Genomic DNA, 18346 nt, shown 5'->3' with positions numbered 1-18346 from the left:
GAATCTCCCACTTCAAACAGTCCGTGAGGATGTTAAGTGGTGAGTAGTTCAATTAGAATAATAGATGATAGAAACCACCTACTGCATTTTAAAATGACTGTTGATATTGTCTTGTGAGAATGAATTCATTTAATATAGTAGTTAAAAGGGGGATTATTGAAAATGAAGTTAAATAATTGGGATGAAATTAGTATTGAAAAAAGTACAAGCATTAGTAAAGGCGAAATGGAGTTATTATTACTAGCTGATCCTTCATCAGAAGTAGTTAATGGATACCTTAAACAAGGGGACTGTTTTGTTTTAAAAAAGGATACTATTACTGTGGGGATTATGATTTTAATTCCAACTCGTCCTGAAACAATTGAAATTATAAATATAGCAGTTTCTGAAAAAGAACAGGGAAAAGGATATGGGAAATATTTGCTTGGGTTTGCTATAGACTATGCTAAAAAAGAGAAATATAAAACCATAGAAATAGGAACGGGAAATTCTAGCTTAATGCAATTAGGCCTTTATCAAAAATGTGGGTTTAGAATAACAAATGTGGATAGGGATTTTTTCTTACGCAATTATGAAGATGAAATATATGAAAATGGTATTCAATGTATAGATATGATTAGGTTAACGCAATATTTATAAGAAATTAAAAAAATGATTATACATCAAAAATCGTAACTCTCAGTTAATTAATGAGATGTTGCGATTTTTTTTGAATAATTTAAACTTTAACGCTGCATTAAATTGATTTGTAAATTATTTTAATACAATTGTATCTTTAGAAAAGGTATATCTTTTATAGTTTTAATTTAAAAATATTTCAAAATGTTTTTATTATTCAGATAGATGTTTTTCTATTAATTTCAATAAAAAGTAAAAACAGTAAAATTCATTACAGTTAATAACAAGTTAATACTCTTATTAACAAATTGATGAGTTATATTTTTCGAATTAAAAGAGAGGAAATTCTTTCTTTTTTGAGGGAGGTTCTTAATAAATGCAGCTATAACAAGTGTTATGTTGTTTTAACGATATAAGAATATAGGTTTTTTTAGATTAATATTTTTATAAAAATAAAATTTATTCTACATTGAGAAAGTAAAAATAAGGAAAAAAATGATTGAATCCCATAAAATAACATGTGAATATTATAGATATATAAAATACATCGAAATTCTAGATCATTTTTATAAATCTAAATGTGCAACTAATGAGGAGGAATGATAGTGTTAATAATTTAGTTTGTTTCATTATTCAATCATTTACGTACATCTATGGGCTTTCATAACGCGCAATTATCTTTTACTGGTAAGAATTTTAATATCAAATTTCTAGGGAAGTGATAAGTAATGGTCACTGTATTAAATAATGAAATTAAAAAAACATTAGTTGAAAAAATTGTAAATAAAAGTGCGTGTATTGGGTATATTGGTCTAGGATATGTTGGACTACCATCGGCTCTTAAATGTTTAGAAGTAGGTTATACGGTAAGAGGATTCGATAAAAACCTCACTAAAATAGAAAAATTAGAGTGTGGAACAAGTTATATCAGTGATATTCAGGATACTGAAATTCAAGACGCTTTACATACAAATAGATTTTTTATTAGTACAGAAATGAATTATATAAATGAATGTGATGTTGTTGTTATATGTGTTCCTACTCCTTTAGAAAAAGATAGTAAACAACCAGATTTAACATATATTCATTCAGCAGTTAATGAATTAGTCAAATACATTAGAAAGGGTACATTAATTATTCTAGAAAGTACTACTTATCCAGGTACAACAAGAGAAGAGATTTTATATAAATTAGAACATGAAACTAATTTTGAAATTGGTACAGATATTTTTGTAGCATACTCTCCAGAGAGGATTGACCCTGCGAATAAGTCATTTTCAATCCAAGATATTATTAAAATTGTAGGTGGAGTTACGCCTAATTGTACAGATTGTGCTGCAGCCTTTTATAGTAACCTAATTAAGGGGATTCATAAGGTTAGTAGTCCAGAAGTGGCAGAGACAGCGAAGTTATTAGAAAACACTTACCGTTTTATAAATATTGCTTTTATTAATGAAATGACACAAATATGTAATGAATTAAACATTAATATTTGGGAAGTAATTGATGCCTCTGGGACTAAGCCGTTTGGATTTCAAAAATTCTATCCAGGTCCTGGTGTAGGAGGACATTGTATTCCAATTGATCCTATATATTTTAAGTGGATTGCAAATAATAAAGATTTGGCAACAAAAATGATCGATGTAGCACAAGAGATTAACGAAAACATGCCAAATTATATTATTAAAAGGGCATTACAGTTACTACAAGATGAAGATGGAAAGAATGTTCTTATGATTGGCGTAGCATATAAGAAAAATGTTAACGATGCTAGAGAATCGTCAGCTTTGGATATTATGAATGGTTTAATGCTAGAAGGGTATAACGTTGATTACCATGATCCATTTATTGAGGAGCTAATTGTGGAAAATCATAATGTGAAAAAATCTATCGATTTAACTATGAATGCATTAAATAAATATCATTTAATTATTGTTCATACGGATCATGATTGTATTAATTTTAATTTGCTCAATGAGGCAAATTGCTTAATTTTAGATACAAGAAACATATTTAAAGATGAGTCAATATATAAAAAAAATATTATATGTTTGTAGGTGATTATATGGTAGAATTTATTCCTTTTTATCGACCAGAAATAAATGATGAAGATGTTGAGGGAGTTATTCGTGCTCTTAAGTCTGGATGGCTTTCAAAGGGGCCAAAAGTGATAGAGTTTGAAGGGAATTTAAAAGAATATCTAAATACTGAACATGTAGTAAGTTGTAATTCAGGGACTGCGGCGTTACATTTAGCGTTATTGTCTTTGGGGATTGGATTAGAAGATGAAGTAATAGTTCCAAGTTTTACTTTTTGTTCAAGTGTAAACGTTATTATGCATGTAGGTGCAAAACCAGTATTTGTAGACATAGATGAAGAGGATTTATGTCTTGACCTCCATGATGTTAAAAGAAAAATCACGAAAAAAACTAAGGCTATTATTGCAGTTCATTTTGCTGGATACCCAGCCAAATTAAAAGAACTTCAAAAGATATGTAAAGAACACGGGTTATTTCTGATAGAGGATGCGGCTCATGCATTAGGAACTAAGTATGATGATACTTTGATTGGTACACATGGAGATATTATTTGTTTTAGTTTTTATGCTACTAAAAATATAACAACAGGTGAAGGTGGAGCGTTAGTCACTAAAAATGAGGAGATTGCTGAAAAAGCTAGATTATATGGTTGGCATGGCATCACCAAGAATGCATGGAATCGTTATGGCGAAAAAGGAAGTTGGCGTTATGATGTTCTATTACCTGGATTTAAGTATAACATGATGGATCTACAAGCTAGCTTAGGTATTAGTCAGTTAAAAAGAGCTGATGAAATGATTGAAAAACGAAAGAGAATAGCGGAAATATACCAGGAAGAATTAAAAGAAATCCAAGAGTATATAACATTACCTAACTATGTAAACAATCCAAGTATAAAACATGCATGGCATTTATTTGTTATAAAGATTAATCCTAATTCTCCTATCAGTAGAGATCAGATGATTCAAGAAATGAAAAAGAGAAATATTGGGCTTAGTGTGCATTTTATTCCCGTTCATATGCATCCATATTATCAAGAGAGATTTAATGTACAATTACCCAAAACAGAAGAAGTATTTGATCAAATTATTTCATTACCATTATATAGTGCACTTACAGAAAATGAGGTTGAACATATCATTACGTCTTTAAAAAGTTTATACCAATTAAAGGTAGGGAGGTAAATATTTATGAAGATTGGAGTTATTGGTGGCGGTGGATTTATTGGTAAACATGTTACAAAGGAGTTAATAGCAAGAGGTTATGAAGTAATTATATTTGATAAATTTAAACCAAGTATGGATGTTCCTTTTGAAGAAATTGATATCTTAGATATTGCTACATTAAGAGAAAAGCTTATTAATGTGGATGGGGTCATCCATTTAGCTGCATTAGTTGGTGTTGATAATTGCCGTTCAAATGAAGAAGATGTAGTAAGGGTGAATTTTGAAGGTACGAAAAATATTGTAGAAGTTTGTATAGAAAATGGAATAGATAAGTTATTATTTTCTTCTAGTTCCGAGGTGTATGGGGATGGTGTGAGTGTTCCGTTTAAAGAAAATGATGTTAAAATTCCCAAATCAGCTTATGGAAAAGCTAAATTAATGTCGGAAGATTTTTTGAAAGAATATGCTAATAATAGTTTTAAAGTCAGAGTGGTACGTTATTTTAATGTATACGGTTCACAACAAAATGATAACTTTGTGATTTCTAAGTTTTTAAAACAAGCTCATAACGGCGAAAATATGACTATTTATGGGGACGGACAGCAAATTAGATGCTTTAGTTATATTAGCGATATTGTTAACGGAACGATATTAGCATTTGAATATGAAGGAGAGAATTTTGCAGATTTTAATATAGGAAATAACAAGCCTATATCTATGGAGGAATTAGCGGGGAAAATCAATGAGTTAATGGGAAACAAAAGTGAAATTGAATTTCTTAATTTAGGGGATGAGGGAGTAAGAGATTCTGATATTGAAATATTCAGAAGAATACCTTCAATAGAGAAGGCTCAATTATTATTAAACTATCAGCCGGTTATTTCATTAAATAAAGGGTTAGAGAAAATAATAGAGGAGAAATATGGAAACACAGTATCTATATCCTAAAAATCCTAAAAAAATTAAGTATCCAATATATCCTTCTTTTTGGAGTGTATTTGATCATATATATTTTTTGAAAAGTATATATAGATCCAATCATTCTAATCTAAAAGAGAGTCTACAAAGCCTCTACCCTAATTCCGAAATTATATTAACTAATAGTGGTTCGTCGGCATTAGTAGCAGGGTTAAAGTATCTAAACATAAAAAAAGAGGATGAAGTAATTTTATCAAATTTTAATTGTCCTAATGTAATAGAGGCAGTATTAACAGTAGGTGCAAAACCTGTATTAATTGATTTGACTACTGATTACTCACTTTCTCTTAATAAAATAAAAAAATATTCAAATAAAAATACAAGAGCAATTATTCTTACACATGTGTATGGATGTCATGAAGATTTAGAAGTTATTAATTGGGCCAGAGACAATGCTATTTATATAATTGATGATGCAGCACAAGCAATGTTCTCTTATCAAAACGAAAAATTAATTGGTAGTTTAGGTGACATTGGAATTTTAAGTTTTGGGGGAACTAAACCCATCCCAAGTATAGGGGGAGGAGCATTACTTCTTAATCGTACGGTAAATGACTTGTGTGACATGGATGAAGAAAAGAAAGAAGAAGTGCTTTTAGATTATAAAAACCACCTGAAAACGCAATTAGCTTTAAGAATTAAGAAGAGTAGGCTACTGAGTTTATTTACTGATTATTGGGAAAGTTCGGGGATTCTTCCTTCTTATAATGATAGCAAATTGGATTCTTTGCCAGAGGAAACGGAAGTTATATATCCAAAAACAATGTCCACATTACGCTCATTGCTAATTGATAAACACTTAAAGAGAACGAAAAAGATTTTAGAAATTAATATATGTAATGCCAGTTTGTGTTATACGATGCTGCAATCAATTGAAGAAAAGTACGGGGTAAAGATTATATTTTCAGCTCAGAATGTTTATTTGAACTATTTCACTATTATTTTCAAAGAACCATCTGATAGATATGAATGTTCCGTATATTTGGCTGGAAAAGGAATACAAACTTGTTGGAATTATCTACCTCTAAGTGAAATTCCTATCTTTTCCAAGTACGCCACTGAGTCAGAAAATATAGAATTTTTATGGTCAAGAGTATTATCAATACCTTTTAAATATCCTTTAAGGAAAAAAGACCTTAAGTATATATGTAGTCAAATTCTAATATATTTAGAGAAAAAGAAGTAAAAGGTGATTATATGGAAATCGAAATATGTACTGATGCCCAATATTGGGATGCTTGTATGGAAGAATATAATGGTTCTGTATTCCATTGTTATGAATGGGGAAAATTAATGGAATTATTACCTGGTGTTCAATTTTTTCCAGTATTAATAAAAACAAGGGATACAGTAGTTTTATCTCCTATATATGTACAGGATGGTAGGGTGCTGGGAAGTTTAATTGGTTATGGAGGCCCTGTAATCATTGGCCAAGATAAAATAGATTTTGCATTTTATGAATCGATAATAAATAGGAAGTTTGAAAATAAAATTCAAAAACTTTTATTACCTATAACAATAAATCCTTTTCAAAGTTATAGTGATGAAAAGTGGGAGTATAAAGAAACTTATATGTTAGATCTACCAAATAATTTTGAGGATTTATGGACATCGTGTTCAGGAAAAGCTAGGACAAGTGTTAGATATGCCCGTAAACAGAATGTTGAAATTCGGCCTATAGCCTTAGAAGAATTAGATGAATTTTACAATTTATATCAGGAACATAATAACAGTATAGGAGCGAGTTATTCATTTAGTAGAGAGTTTTTTTATTATTTATTTATTAATTTAAAAGAAAGAATCCTTTTCTTAGGAGCATTCTTAGAAGAAGAACTAATTAGTTCCAGTATATTTATAATGGATAAACAAGTTTTATATTACTGGATTAATATTAATAATATCAAAGGGAAAAATACACAATCTTCATACTTACTACTAAATGGTGCGTTTGAATTAGCAATTCATAATAAATTAAAGTATGCGGATTTAGGATATTCACATAATAAAGGGATTGCTAGACCTAAGATATACTGGGGAGCAGCTTTGAAAAAATGTTTTTGTTTAAAAGAGAGGATTTAAACTATGATTATTAGTGGCCACCAACCAAGTTATTTACCTTGGTATGGTTTTTTTGAAAAAATTCATAAATCGGATGTGTTTGTATTTCATGATATAGCACAATTTGAAAAGAAAGGTTTTTTAAATAGAAATCGTATTAAAACTTCCCAAGGAGTATCCTGGTTAACGGTTCCGATGCAAATGAAAAATTATAAAGAAATCCCATTGAATAAGTTAAAGATAGATAATACACAAGATTGGGAGAGAAAGCATTGGAAGACAATAAGAATTAATTACTCTAATGCGCCCTATTTCAATGTATACAAGGATTATCTAGAGGGTTTTTATTCAGAAAAATGGGACAATCTTAACAGTCTAAATATGAATTTTATTCATTTTATTATTCGAGAATTAAATATTGATACGGAATTATATTATGCATCAGAGCTAGAGGGTATTACAGGGAAAAAAAGTGATTTTGTACTAGAGCTTTGTCAAAAGTTTAATGCCAATACTTATTATTCTGGAAGTTTAGGTCAAGATTATTTAATAGAAAGTGATTTTGAGCATGAAAATATAGAAATCATGTACCAAAGGATAAGAGAGTATTCTTACCCACAGTTATTTGGTGAGTTTATACCGCATTTATCTATGCTAGATGTTTTGTTAAATTGTGGTCCAGAGGAAACAGAAAAATTAATTAAAGGAGTTTAAAATCATATGAATGTACTAGTATTTGCTGCACACCCGGATGATGAAATTATTGGTGTTGGTGGAACAATAGCAAAACACGTGGAACAAGGTGATGATGTACATGTTGTAATCCTTGCAGAGGGGAAATCTTCGAGATCTAAAGAATACAGAGAACTAGATTTAGAGGTTAAGAGCCTGTCTTATAAAGAAACGGAGGGGGCATGTACTACACTTGGTGTAACAAGTTTTGCGAGATTAGATTTTCCTGATAATCGTCTTGATACATTGCCATTACTCGATGTTGTAAAAGAAATTGAAGAGCACATTAATAAAATAAATCCTACGATTATTTATACTCAATATGGTGGAGATATAAATATCGATCATACTGTTGTTTATAGAGCAGTGATGACAGCTACACGACCTCTACCAAATAGTAATGTTAAATGGGTGTTTGCATATGAAACCTTATCTTCTACTGAGTGGAATTATAATGAGAAAGATAAGTTTCTTCCTAATTATTTCGTAAATATTGAAGAACATTTGGAGACAAAATTAAATGCGATGAAACATTATGAATCGGAGTTAAGGGAATTTCCTCACCCACGTTCAATAGAAGCAATGAAGCACAATGCTTTTGTATGGGGAGCAAAGTCAGGATATAAAGCGGCTGAAGCATTTATGTTAGTAAGAGGAACATGGTAGGTGAAGAGAATATGTTAATACCACAGGTACCATTCTTTGGATTAGATAGCAAACAAATTGATTTAAAATGGGTTGAACAAGGTTATGGATTAGAAGCAAATATTTTTGATGGAGAATCTTTACATGATAAGTCATATACAACAAAGTTTTCAGATGTACTTTCTTTTGTTCAAACACTTAATCCATCTTTATTAACCTTGCATTTTCCAACTGATAATGCAGACTATTTAAATAGTGAATTTATAAAAAAACAGTTATATGAGTTTATTAATCTTGCTATAAAATATAACGCAGCAGGTATAACAGTTCATGCTAATCAATTTATGAACATAGCAGAATTTCAAAAGTATAATCTTATTGATAATAGAAAAAGAATTATAGAGTTCTTTAAAATGATAGATGAGGAAATAAAAGGAACCGATATATGGATAGGTGTTGAAAACTTACCCATCATTGGAAACTTAGGTGATGACTTTGATCCTATATTTGTATACCCAGAAGATTTTAATGACTTGGTAAATTTAGATTTATCTAATGTTGGAATAACGTGGGATATATGCCATTGGTCTATCACTTATCTTACACGTCTAGGTATTTCTAAATTATTAAGACAAGAGGAAATTGAGTATAAAGACTTTCATAAGTATATAAATTTAATGGATCATATCAAACATTTACATTTTAGTTCTTTTAAACATTTGACGATTCCTTATAGTGAGGTACGCTGCTTTGAGGGAGAAAGTCCGACTAATGGTTCTATTAGTGAAAATTTATTACATGAAACTTTATTAAAAGTAAATAATCAAGTGTCAAGTAGAAATATAGGAATTGTATTCGAAGTACAGGAGACTGATTACACAAATAGAGTGAAATCATGGGAGACTCTTAATTGGTTCCAAAAGAATATTAGTGGCATACAAGCAAACTCGAATTTTTTAAAGATATAAAAAGAGTTACTGCTTTAATATCATAACAAGTAATTTAAGTTAGAGATGATTTTAGTGAACCTTTTCTTCTAAATAAGTATGTTAGAAGGGAAGGTTTTACTATTAATGTTTTCTAATAAAAGGGAGGACAAATGAAAAAATTAGCTATTACAAAAAAAATCATTGTAAGTTTTGGAATTCTATTGCTTTTCTTTTTTAGCAATCCATATGGAGAACCAGTAAAAGTAAATGCTATGGTTAATAATAATCTGTATTCTCCTGTGACAGAACAAGTTCGTGCTAATCGTGCCATTGAGCATATACGTTTTCTTTCTGAAAAAATTGGTCCACGGCCAAGTGGGACTATGCAAGAACATAGAGCAGCTAAATACATTGGAAATACATTGCAGAAATTAGGATATGAGGTTGAGTATCAAGCATTCCCTGTACCTGATCAATATATTGGAAGTATTTCTTTTAGTATGTATGGGGAAAAAGATTGGCAGGTTGGGGCAGCATCTAATGCATTTATATCTACAAATCCAGTGGTTGGCTCGGTAGTTTTTATAGGAAAAGAAACCAATATTAATAGTTTATCTGAGTCGATCAATGGGAAGATAGTATTATTAGAACAAGCCGATACTATTGAAAAATATAATGAACAGGTTGAGCAGGTAGTGATAAAGGGAGCAAAGGGTGTGTTGTTATATAGTACGATTGGGGATAGAGGGAACTATGGAGAAGCTTTTAATCCAGTTTTAAAAAAGAAACAATCGATACCTGTATTTGGGCTTGCCTATAATCAGGGGATTAGAATGAAAGAAAAGTTATTACATAATCACAATGTAGTCAGTTTAAAGGCAAAGCAAGAAGTAAATTTACGCTCATCAAATGTTATTGCGAAAAAAAAGCCTAAACATACGACAGGTGATGAGGAAGTAACAATAATGAGTGCTCATTATGATAGTGTTATTGGGGCACCTGGAGCAAACGATAATGCTTCTGGAGTAGGGCTTTTATTAGAGTTGGCTTACAATTTTAAGGATATAGAGACTAATAAAGAAATTCAATTTATTGCTTTTGGAGCGGAAGAAAATGAATCTTTAGGAGCTTATCATTATGTTAATCAGTTATCAGCTAAAGACAAAACACGTATTCGAGGAGTGTTTAATGCAGATATGATTGCAACAAGTTATCATCAGGCTAAGGATTTATATGCAATGACGTTAGATGGCTCTCAAAATGAAGTAACAAATACTGCTGTAGCTACTAGTAAAGAATTGAGGAAATCGGTTGTGTTAACTGGAAAGTTTGATTCTAGTGATCATGTACCATTTAATCAAGCTGGAATTCCCTCTGCTTTATTTATATGGATGGATGTAGAGAGTTGGGATCCTCTTATTTATCATGTTGAAAGGGTTTTCCATACACCTCAAGATACCGTTTTAGAGAACATCTCGGCTCAACGTATGCAAGATGCACTGGAGATTATTGGTACGAGTTTATATTATTTTATCAAAAGATAAGTATTTTCATGAATTGGTAGCTTATTTTGCTAAATTTAGATTTTGGTAAAAGTGTTATAAAGCTCTTTACGTAATAAAAAATATACAGTGAGCATAGGTGAGGTATATATGAGAAGTACATGGAAAGAGTTCAAGGGGATGGACCTTAATGTATGGATCCGCTTTATTGGAGAAGCTTTAAATGGTATTGCAATGATGATGTTAATGCCATTTTTCGCATTATATTTAAAGGATAAAGTAGATTCTTTGCTTGAGGTAGGTGTGATCATAGCTTTATCTCCAATTGCAGCAAGTATAGGCTCGTTAATTGGAGGACATATAGCAGATACTTATGGCCGGAAACCAACTATGGTACTCTCTATGGCTAGTAATGGGTTATTAATGCTGTTTTTTTTGTTCATAGATGGTTTTATAGCATATGCAATCTTATCTATCGGTTTAGGGTTATGTAACTCTTTTTTTGAACCAGCCGCATCTGCAATGGTTACGGATGTAACAGAACCAGAAAAAAGAACTGAGGCATATGGATTACTTAGAATGGCTCATAATATAGGAGCAGCGATAGGTCCTATAATTGGCGCAGCAGTTGTAGTTGTATCAAAAGATGTTATCTTTTTGATTACTTCTGGAACCATGCTGTTTTATACAATATTAATGGTACTATTTTTAAAGGAAACAAAACCTAAAAATGTCATGATACATGAAGAAACACCTGGAAATTCAATAAGATCCACATTAAGAGTTGTTATGAGGGATAGGATATTACTTTTCTATATAGTTACAGGAATCATTATATTTATGGGATTCTCGCAATCGGAAGGTATGTTACCGCTTCATTTTAGTAATGAGAAGACAATGATTTTTGGAAATAGTAATCCATTCCCATATTTAATGACGTTAAATGGCCTATTAGTTGTTTTTTTTCAATTTCCCATTTCAAAATGGTTAACTCACAAATCGATTGGGAAATCAATGCTATATGGCGCAATTCTTTTTGGTATTGGTCTTTTGGCAATAGGATGGTTACCAAAGTGGTTTCAAGTAATAAACACAAACGATTTAGTTATTTTGGTTTCGTTATTAATAGCTTATACAGTTTATACTTTAGGAGAAATGATTATGTCACCTGTCCAAATGACTTTCGTTGCTAATTTAGCTCCAGAACATTTGAGGGGTACTTATATGGGAGCCGCTAATCTGCAGTGGATTACAGGTAATATATTAGGGCCTCTTTTAGGCGGTTTATTACTGGAGCATCTTCTAGGGCATATATTATTTACAATCTTAGGTGTGGGATGTGTTATGTCTGGATTTGTTTACTTATTATTAGATAAACTTGTTGAGAATAGAAGTAAACAGATACCTATAAAACAAACATCTTAATTTTAAAAGTGTTATCAAGTTGAAAAATATTTCTATTTTATGAATTAAGTAAAGCGCACGTTTATTAACAATAAACGTGCGCTTTGCTTATTATCATTTATAATGTATTGAAATTAATTCATACATAGTAACTTTGATAGGCTACGGTTTTAATATGATAAAAATTAATTTGATTCTTCTTAGTCGACTACAATCAGATTTCTTGTCTTATCGATATGGTTAATTAACATACGATACTCTTCTTCGTATGTAGTTAACCGTTGGAGAAGGGATTTATTCTCTGCCGTTAAATATTCAATTTGCTGTTGTAAATCGTTCACTTCACTCACTGCTGTATAATTTTGTAGAAAGATAATAATGTCATCTAATGTAATAGATAAAGAGCTTGTTTCTTTTGTTTGTTGGATGGGGGACTTGTTATTTCCAGTTTTTTGATTTTGTTTCGCCTGTTGTATTTCTTCTTCGTATTGCTTTCGTACGCATGAGTTCCAACGAAATCCGCAAGCAGCAGGTGTCCTAGCTAATTGCTTAGCTACCTCTTTAAATGCAGCTAATTGTGTTCCACCGTCACGAATATTTTGAAGTACTATTGTTGCGAGAAGTGAATCGTTATCGTTAGTCCAGGAATCTTGTCTTGAAATTACCATTTTTCAATCCCCCTTATATGCCTTTAATTACATATATGCAATTACTTAAAATGATAGAAGCCCAACTTCTCTTAAAATGTAAAGGTTTTATACTTAAATAAGAGATCGGTTTAATATGAGGAGTAAGTTGATAGAAGTATACACTCTTTAAAATGCGAAATTGCATAAAAAATAAGGTTGACTATTTATTAAAGATGTAACTATACTGGTTACAGTAATACAACTAAATTAATAGATTTGATGGCATGAACTAGTTGTATTAATGATATATAAGTGAATATAAAAAAATGAATGGAGTTGAAAATATAACCCTAAATATAAGACGCTTGTATAAAAAAGAAGTTAGGTAATCTATAGTTTTTTATAATCATATATAAATTAAAAGAGGTGCACGATTTGAAAATTTTTAAGGGAATTCTAGTTTCTTCAATTGCATTAACAGCATTTAATGGGGTGGGCGTACTCCCAAGTGAAAAATCAGAAATTGCCTACGCAGCTAGTTACGATTATTCAAATAAGCAATTGAATTCTATTGTACATAAGCAAGTTACTAAACAATTAATTTTGAAATTTAAAAATGAAGCAAATTTGCCATATCAGGATGGGATAGAAAAATTCATTAAAGAAGAAAAACAAGACCCTGAATTAATTGGAATTTTAGCCGAATATCCAAATGTAACTATAAATCGACTTTTTAGTTCTTTAAATCCTAAAGAAATTAAAAATCTAGGTAAAGAAATAAAAGACTCTGATCATATTTCTTCTAATTTGCTAAACTATTATATTGTAGAAACCCAAGGTGATATTGATGTACAAGCATTGCTTGTAAAATTTGAGAAATCATCTCTTGTTGAAACGGCATATTTACAGGAAGAAGAAGCTCCACCTGAAGAGCGTTTATCCAATTTATCAGTTAATCCATATGATGAGCCTAGACTTACAAGGCAAGGTTACCTTGAACCAGCACCATTAGGAATCAATGCACCTTATGCCTGGAGTATAAAAGGTGGAGATGGAAAAGGAACAACTTTTGTAGATATGGAGTATGGCTGGTTATTTAGTCATGAAGATTTAGTGAATCAGAAGATCGAATTGATGTCCGGACAGAACAAGAGTGAACATCATGATCATGGTACCTCAGTCTTAGGAATTGTTTCTGCAGAAGATAATAACATAGGTGGAATTGGGATTGCACCAAAAGCTAAGGTAAAGGTTGTATCTCAGATTAGAGACAACGGTAGGTATAATACAGCTGATGCTATATTAAGTGCGGTTAACAATATGCAAGCTGGAGATATTCTTTTATTAGAAGCTCAAGCAACTTATGAAGGATATGGAGATAAGAACTATCTTCCTGTAGAAGTAAAACCGGATATATTTGATGCAATTCGTCTGGGAACAAATAAAGAAATTATTATTATTGAAGCAGGTGCAAACGGCGGAAATGACTTGGATCAATTTAGAGACCGTAATGGTAAACAAGTTTTAAATCGTAATAGTCCTGATTTCAAAGATTCAGGGGCGATTATGGTTGGGGCAGCTTCTGCAAGGGTTCCTCATAAACGTTCATATTTCTCTAATTATGGTAGTAGAGTAGATGTGTATGGATGGGGAAATGCAGTAGACACAACAGATGCTAAACCACGTGAATTTATGACAAATCTTTATACTTCTAGCTTTGGCGGAACGTCTAGTGCATCACCTATCATTGCTGGTGCTGCTGCATCAATTCAAGGAATTACAAAAACTAATCTGGGAAAAGTATATACACCAAGCCAGCTTAGAGATATTTTAAGTGATCCTAGTACAGGAACGAAATCCAATGATCCAGCCTCTGATAAAATTGGTGTTTTACCTGATTTAAAAGCCATTGTATCTAAACTTGGCTTTTTGCCAAACTTAAGCAATGATTCTTCCATTGTATTTCCAGAGGAACAAGAAATAAATAAAGGGAATGAAGGAACTACTATTACATTCCCGAAAGAGGATTCCGCTAATAGTGAAGGGAACTCTAACTTCATTTTCCCAGAATAATTGTATGAATTTCTTTTATTTACTATAAAGGAATATTATATAACTAGTTGTTTATGATACTAGTCAGATAGGCCCTTATGCTATTACGCATAAGGGCCTATCTGTTGTACTTTTAACTAAAAAAGAAAAAATTTGTAATCATTTTTTTAAGATGGCTTTTATTTATTTTCATAAAAGCTAGTTCTTTTTAAGAATATAAGTTTAAGTTGTTATAAACCGTATCAATGCTTAAGTAAATGCTGTTTATTATTTCAGAAAAACTTAAGGCTAGTGTCACGTTAACAAATTTTGTAGGAAAGAGGAATAGGACATAATTTTGATACTCTTAATCTATAATTTATAATCTATAATCTGATATCCTTAACAAAACCAACCTATAAGTTATTTAACATAATAATGGATTCTAAAAAATGATTTAAAGAAAACGCTTGCATTAATTGTGATTTTAATATTATCATATATTGTATAAGGAAATAATTACAAGTTAAAAAAAGGGGGAAGTTAATATAAAATTTGTAACGTTGATGCTAATACTCGATCTTAAGGTTGGTGAATAAAGTAAAAGATAATGGTTTGTTAATCATTTACAAAAGGAGTATATAATTATTAAGGGGTATTTTTAACTTTTAAAAATTAAGTTTATTTAAAAGAATTCTATTGTATATAAACCTTAATTTTCTGTTGTTTTTCGAACACACATTTAGGATTTCATTGAATAATATAATTTTTCTCTCAATCTCAATATATCATGGAGGAATTATTATGATGTTATTTTTCAGTATAATTTTGATAGGAGTAGTAATTAGTTTAAGAGTAATAGCGCTAAATATGATACATCGTCAGGAAATTGAGGCTAAGTATGTTTATTGCTCAAAATGTAATAGGAAAATTAGGAAAGGAAATTCTGCACCTTATTGTTCCAAATGTAACCAGTTTTTTTGATACAAAAGACGCATTTTAAAATTTAATTGTTTTGATAAAATAAACTTTTTTTTGAAAAAATGGTATAAAAAGGTTGATAAATATTATCTGATATTATATTATTGGGATTAAGGAATGATTTTAATATGATTCTAATTTTTTAAAATTGAATCTCGATGTTAGAATTCGGTCTTTCATGCAAACGTTTTCGCTACTAGTGGTTTTTACCGTTAAATTTGAATCCAGAAACTCCAACTTTAACAATTTATCCAAATCATGTGCATAGTTTATTCTAATTCAAACCATAAAAGTAAGCGCTTTCTATTTTTGGTTTTAATATTATACTCTTAATAAAGGAGGTAAATCTTTTGGGATTGTGAGATTTAAAAATGGTATAGAAATTCTTAAAGATTGGGTGTTGGGGAATTATGTATTATAAATATCTTAAAAAGAATCATCTCTATAAATTCTTTATAATGGCCGCGATTGTAACACTCTTTACCATGGCAAGTAGATTAATTATGCCGATGTCCAATCAATTGCTTATAGATGAAGCACTTTTAGATAAGAACACAGACAGTTTAACAAAGGCGGTTTGTATATTTTTAGGTGCAATGATCTCAATGACTGTACTTGAAAATATAAAACAGTACTTTTTAGCTGTTGGAGAGAATAACTGGGCGGCTGAGTTGAGGTTGTCAATGCATAAATTTTATAGAGAGAATTATATAAACTACAACGATGAAAACAGGGGGGAATTACTTTCTAAATATACTCAGGATGTAGAATGTTTAAAAGATAAATTAAGGCATATAATCAATATTGCAGTTGATGCCATTCAGTTGCTAGTTATTATTATTTTATTTTTTATCGTTAATGTAAAAATGGGAATGATAGTGTTAATATGTATGCCATTATACTTTATATTACCTATTTTTGTAGGTAAAGTTATTAAAAAAAAATCAGATAAAGTCCAAAATCAAAAAGGGATTTTGATGAGAGAGTTAAATGAAAGCTTCCGTATCTCAAAAGACATTAGAATTAATAATAAAAATAATTGGGATATTAGTAATTTAGGCAATGTTTTTTATGGTTTAGTCAAGCCTATTGTATCTTTAGAAGTATGGAAAACTTCGATGTTGTATACAAGTATACTATATTTCATTGTGAATGCTGTTTTTCTAGTAGTAGGTGGAAATATGGTGATCGCTGGTGAATTAACTCCAGGATATCTTATTGCAATGGTTACCTATATAAATTTTATGAATGCTCCTGTTTCTAATATGATGAACAATTTGGCTCTTTACAAAGAATGTATGGGGGCAGATAAACGTATAAATGAATTTCTGAATATCCAGAAATTTGAGGACGGTACAAATATTTTTGATTATAGTAAGCCGTTTGATATATTACTTCAAGATGTCTCTTTACAGAAAGAACATAAACTCATTTTAAAAAACATTAATCTCGCTATTCATTCAGGAAGTTTTATATTTTTAACTGGAAAAAGTGGTGCAGGAAAATCATCTTTAGCTAAAATACTTTCTAGATTAGTAAATCCAACTGACGGGAGGATTTATATACAAAATAAAGAATCTTCAAACTACGAAATGAAACATTTTTACGAAGCTGTAAGTATTGTACAAATAGAAAATGAATTACCGAATTTATCTATAAAGGAAAACCTTTTCTTTCATCTTAGTAAAAAGGAAATAAATAAAATCTATATAGATGACTATAAAGAAATTATGATTTTATTAAAAATCCCTGAATTTATAACTAATTTCGAGAATGGATTAGACACAATAGTTTTTAGTAATAAATTATCAACAGGGCAAAAACAAAGAATCAACTTATTTAGAGCTATAGTGAAAAATTCGCCGATTTTAATTTTAGATGAGGCAACTTCGGGTTTGGAATTCGAACTTGAAAAAGAAATATATGAGTATTTAAAAGAACATCGAAAAAATTTAATAACAATAATTATTACTCATAGAATCAACTTAATTACCCCTGAAGATTTAGTGATTAATGTAAATAATGGAGTAATAGAAAATGAGAATGAATATGAGAGGGGAAGAAAAAATGGATAAATCTTTAATTGGAGAAAAAGTGGATGTATTGTTACAGGAATTCAATATAGATGTGGAAAATGGAGATGATATTTCCGACTATATAGATTCATTAATATTTATGCAAATTATATTAGAACTAGAGGATTCATTTAATATTACCGTTAAGGATGAAGAGCTAGATTACAATATAGTTTTAAGCAAAGTAACAATTATTGATTTTATTATACAAAAACAACTTGAAAGGGGGTGAAAAAATGAAAAAGGCATTAAAAAAACCAACAAAAGTAGGAAAAGAAGTAGAAGAAACAAAAGTTACCTTATATATGGGTGAACTTGGTTGTGGTACTGGTTGTACTGGTGGGGTATTAGGACGCACAAGAGGCTGGTAAAGTTAAATGTATTTTTGATAAATAAAAATACATTAACTTTGTTTCACAAAAAATTTGAAAGAGGTAAAACAATGAAAAAAACTTTAAAAAAACCAACAAAAGTAGGAAAAAAAGTAGAAGAAACAAAAGTTACCTTATATATGGGTGAACTTGGTTGTGGTACTGGTTGTACTGGTGGGGTATTAGGA

At 30.4% G+C, this 18346-nt stretch carries 17 protein-coding genes; 16 read left to right on the top strand and 1 reads right to left on the bottom strand.

Annotated elements, in window-relative coordinates:
• Window positions 1–162: 162 nt before the first annotated feature.
• From AC0IXC_RS22655 to AC0IXC_RS22605, 11 genes are all read left to right on the top strand, one after another.
• Window positions 163–639, top strand: a complete 477-nt coding sequence (locus AC0IXC_RS22655) for a GNAT family N-acetyltransferase (RefSeq protein WP_471653360.1) — start codon at window positions 163–165, stop codon at window positions 637–639.
• A 707-nt stretch (window positions 640–1346) separates the two neighbouring features.
• Window positions 1347–2675, top strand: a complete 1329-nt coding sequence (locus AC0IXC_RS22650) for a nucleotide sugar dehydrogenase (protein ID WP_471653359.1) — start codon at window positions 1347–1349, stop codon at window positions 2673–2675.
• 8 nt (window positions 2676–2683) lie between these two features.
• Complete coding sequence (locus AC0IXC_RS22645) at window positions 2684–3841, top strand: DegT/DnrJ/EryC1/StrS family aminotransferase (RefSeq protein WP_471653358.1); 1158 nt, start codon at window positions 2684–2686, stop codon at window positions 3839–3841.
• A 6-nt stretch (window positions 3842–3847) separates the two neighbouring features.
• Window positions 3848–4771, top strand: coding sequence for an NAD-dependent epimerase/dehydratase family protein (locus AC0IXC_RS22640; RefSeq protein WP_471653357.1), 924 nt, complete (start codon window positions 3848–3850; stop codon window positions 4769–4771).
• Window positions 4746–5987 carry an aminotransferase class V-fold PLP-dependent enzyme gene (locus tag AC0IXC_RS22635; RefSeq protein WP_471653356.1) on the top strand — a complete coding sequence of 414 codons (1242 nt, stop codon included), beginning with the start codon at window positions 4746–4748 and terminating at the stop codon, window positions 5985–5987. The genes AC0IXC_RS22640 and AC0IXC_RS22635 overlap by 26 nt, the downstream gene beginning before the upstream one ends.
• Window positions 5988–5998: 11 nt before the next feature.
• On the top strand, window positions 5999–6880 hold the full coding sequence (locus tag AC0IXC_RS22630; protein WP_326996827.1) for a peptidoglycan bridge formation glycyltransferase FemA/FemB family protein: 882 nt from the start codon (window positions 5999–6001) through the stop codon (window positions 6878–6880).
• A 3-nt stretch (window positions 6881–6883) separates the two neighbouring features.
• Window positions 6884–7573 carry a WbqC family protein gene (locus AC0IXC_RS22625; protein WP_326996828.1) on the top strand — a complete coding sequence of 230 codons (690 nt, stop codon included), beginning with the start codon at window positions 6884–6886 and terminating at the stop codon, window positions 7571–7573.
• A gap of 6 nt (window positions 7574–7579) precedes the next feature.
• Complete coding sequence (locus AC0IXC_RS22620; protein WP_002068796.1) at window positions 7580–8257, top strand: PIG-L deacetylase family protein; 678 nt, start codon at window positions 7580–7582, stop codon at window positions 8255–8257.
• Between the two features lie 11 nt (window positions 8258–8268).
• Window positions 8269–9204 carry an endonuclease gene (locus AC0IXC_RS22615; RefSeq protein ID WP_471653355.1) on the top strand — a complete coding sequence of 312 codons (936 nt, stop codon included), beginning with the start codon at window positions 8269–8271 and terminating at the stop codon, window positions 9202–9204.
• 131 nt (window positions 9205–9335) lie between these two features.
• Window positions 9336–10709 carry a M28 family peptidase gene (locus AC0IXC_RS22610; protein WP_326996830.1) on the top strand — a complete coding sequence of 458 codons (1374 nt, stop codon included), beginning with the start codon at window positions 9336–9338 and terminating at the stop codon, window positions 10707–10709.
• Between the two features lie 108 nt (window positions 10710–10817).
• Window positions 10818–12092 carry an MDR family MFS transporter gene (locus AC0IXC_RS22605; protein ID WP_326996831.1) on the top strand — a complete coding sequence of 425 codons (1275 nt, stop codon included), beginning with the start codon at window positions 10818–10820 and terminating at the stop codon, window positions 12090–12092.
• A 179-nt stretch (window positions 12093–12271) separates the two neighbouring features.
• Here the strand turns inward: AC0IXC_RS22605 and AC0IXC_RS22600 are convergent, their stop codons facing one another.
• Window positions 12272–12739, bottom strand: coding sequence for an RsfA family transcriptional regulator (locus AC0IXC_RS22600; RefSeq protein WP_471653354.1), 468 nt, complete (start codon window positions 12737–12739; stop codon window positions 12272–12274).
• 396 nt (window positions 12740–13135) lie between these two features.
• Between AC0IXC_RS22600 and AC0IXC_RS22595 the strand changes: the two genes are divergently transcribed.
• The 5 genes from AC0IXC_RS22595 to AC0IXC_RS22575 all read left to right on the top strand — a co-directional run bounded on the left by AC0IXC_RS22595 (window position 13136) and on the right by AC0IXC_RS22575 (window position 18158).
• Window positions 13136–14773 carry a S8 family peptidase gene (locus AC0IXC_RS22595; RefSeq protein WP_471653353.1) on the top strand — a complete coding sequence of 546 codons (1638 nt, stop codon included), beginning with the start codon at window positions 13136–13138 and terminating at the stop codon, window positions 14771–14773.
• Window positions 14774–15535: 762 nt separating this feature from the next.
• Window positions 15536–15715 (top strand): hypothetical protein, encoded by a 180-nt coding sequence (locus tag AC0IXC_RS22590; RefSeq protein WP_252188854.1) that lies wholly within the window; start codon window positions 15536–15538, stop codon window positions 15713–15715.
• A 407-nt stretch (window positions 15716–16122) separates the two neighbouring features.
• Window positions 16123–17787, top strand: coding sequence for an ABC transporter ATP-binding protein (locus AC0IXC_RS22585; RefSeq protein WP_215586244.1), 1665 nt, complete (start codon window positions 16123–16125; stop codon window positions 17785–17787).
• Window positions 17780–18019 carry an acyl carrier protein gene (locus AC0IXC_RS22580; protein WP_033707354.1) on the top strand — a complete coding sequence of 80 codons (240 nt, stop codon included), beginning with the start codon at window positions 17780–17782 and terminating at the stop codon, window positions 18017–18019. Before AC0IXC_RS22585 ends, AC0IXC_RS22580 begins: the two co-directional genes overlap by 8 nt.
• Window positions 18020–18023: 4 nt before the next feature.
• Entirely contained in the window at window positions 18024–18158 is a 135-nt protein-coding gene (locus AC0IXC_RS22575) for a hypothetical protein (RefSeq protein ID WP_002068805.1), read from the top strand.
• Window positions 18159–18346: the final 188 nt, after the last annotated feature.

The sequence above is a fragment of the Bacillus sp. AC266 genome (genome assembly GCF_979253805.1).
Note: the sequence above shows the minus strand (reverse complement) of the source record. Positions and strands in the feature narration are given on the sequence as shown.

Excerpts from the sequence above, each read along its gene's own strand:
- AC0IXC_RS22655 (WP_471653360.1), top strand. The coding sequence starts at position 163 with ATGAAGTTAAATAATTGGGATGAAATTAGTATTGAAAAAAGTACAAGC.
- AC0IXC_RS22650 (WP_471653359.1), top strand. The coding sequence starts at position 1,347 with ATGGTCACTGTATTAAATAATGAAATTAAAAAAACATTAGTTGAAAAA.
- AC0IXC_RS22645 (WP_471653358.1), top strand. The coding sequence starts at position 2,684 with ATGGTAGAATTTATTCCTTTTTATCGACCAGAAATAAATGATGAAGAT.
- AC0IXC_RS22640 (WP_471653357.1), top strand. The coding sequence starts at position 3,848 with ATGAAGATTGGAGTTATTGGTGGCGGTGGATTTATTGGTAAACATGTT.
- AC0IXC_RS22635 (WP_471653356.1), top strand. The coding sequence starts at position 4,746 with ATGGAAACACAGTATCTATATCCTAAAAATCCTAAAAAAATTAAGTAT.
- AC0IXC_RS22630 (WP_326996827.1), top strand. The coding sequence starts at position 5,999 with ATGGAAATCGAAATATGTACTGATGCCCAATATTGGGATGCTTGTATG.
- AC0IXC_RS22625 (WP_326996828.1), top strand. The coding sequence starts at position 6,884 with ATGATTATTAGTGGCCACCAACCAAGTTATTTACCTTGGTATGGTTTT.
- AC0IXC_RS22620 (WP_002068796.1), top strand. The coding sequence starts at position 7,580 with ATGAATGTACTAGTATTTGCTGCACACCCGGATGATGAAATTATTGGT.
- AC0IXC_RS22615 (WP_471653355.1), top strand. The coding sequence starts at position 8,269 with ATGTTAATACCACAGGTACCATTCTTTGGATTAGATAGCAAACAAATT.
- AC0IXC_RS22610 (WP_326996830.1), top strand. The coding sequence starts at position 9,336 with ATGAAAAAATTAGCTATTACAAAAAAAATCATTGTAAGTTTTGGAATT.
- AC0IXC_RS22605 (WP_326996831.1), top strand. The coding sequence starts at position 10,818 with ATGAGAAGTACATGGAAAGAGTTCAAGGGGATGGACCTTAATGTATGG.
- AC0IXC_RS22600 (WP_471653354.1), bottom strand. The coding sequence starts at position 12,739 with ATGGTAATTTCAAGACAAGATTCCTGGACTAACGATAACGATTCACTT.
- AC0IXC_RS22590 (WP_252188854.1), top strand. The coding sequence starts at position 15,536 with ATGATGTTATTTTTCAGTATAATTTTGATAGGAGTAGTAATTAGTTTA.
- AC0IXC_RS22585 (WP_215586244.1), top strand. The coding sequence starts at position 16,123 with ATGTATTATAAATATCTTAAAAAGAATCATCTCTATAAATTCTTTATA.
- AC0IXC_RS22580 (WP_033707354.1), top strand. The coding sequence starts at position 17,780 with ATGGATAAATCTTTAATTGGAGAAAAAGTGGATGTATTGTTACAGGAA.
- AC0IXC_RS22575 (WP_002068805.1), top strand. The coding sequence starts at position 18,024 with ATGAAAAAGGCATTAAAAAAACCAACAAAAGTAGGAAAAGAAGTAGAA.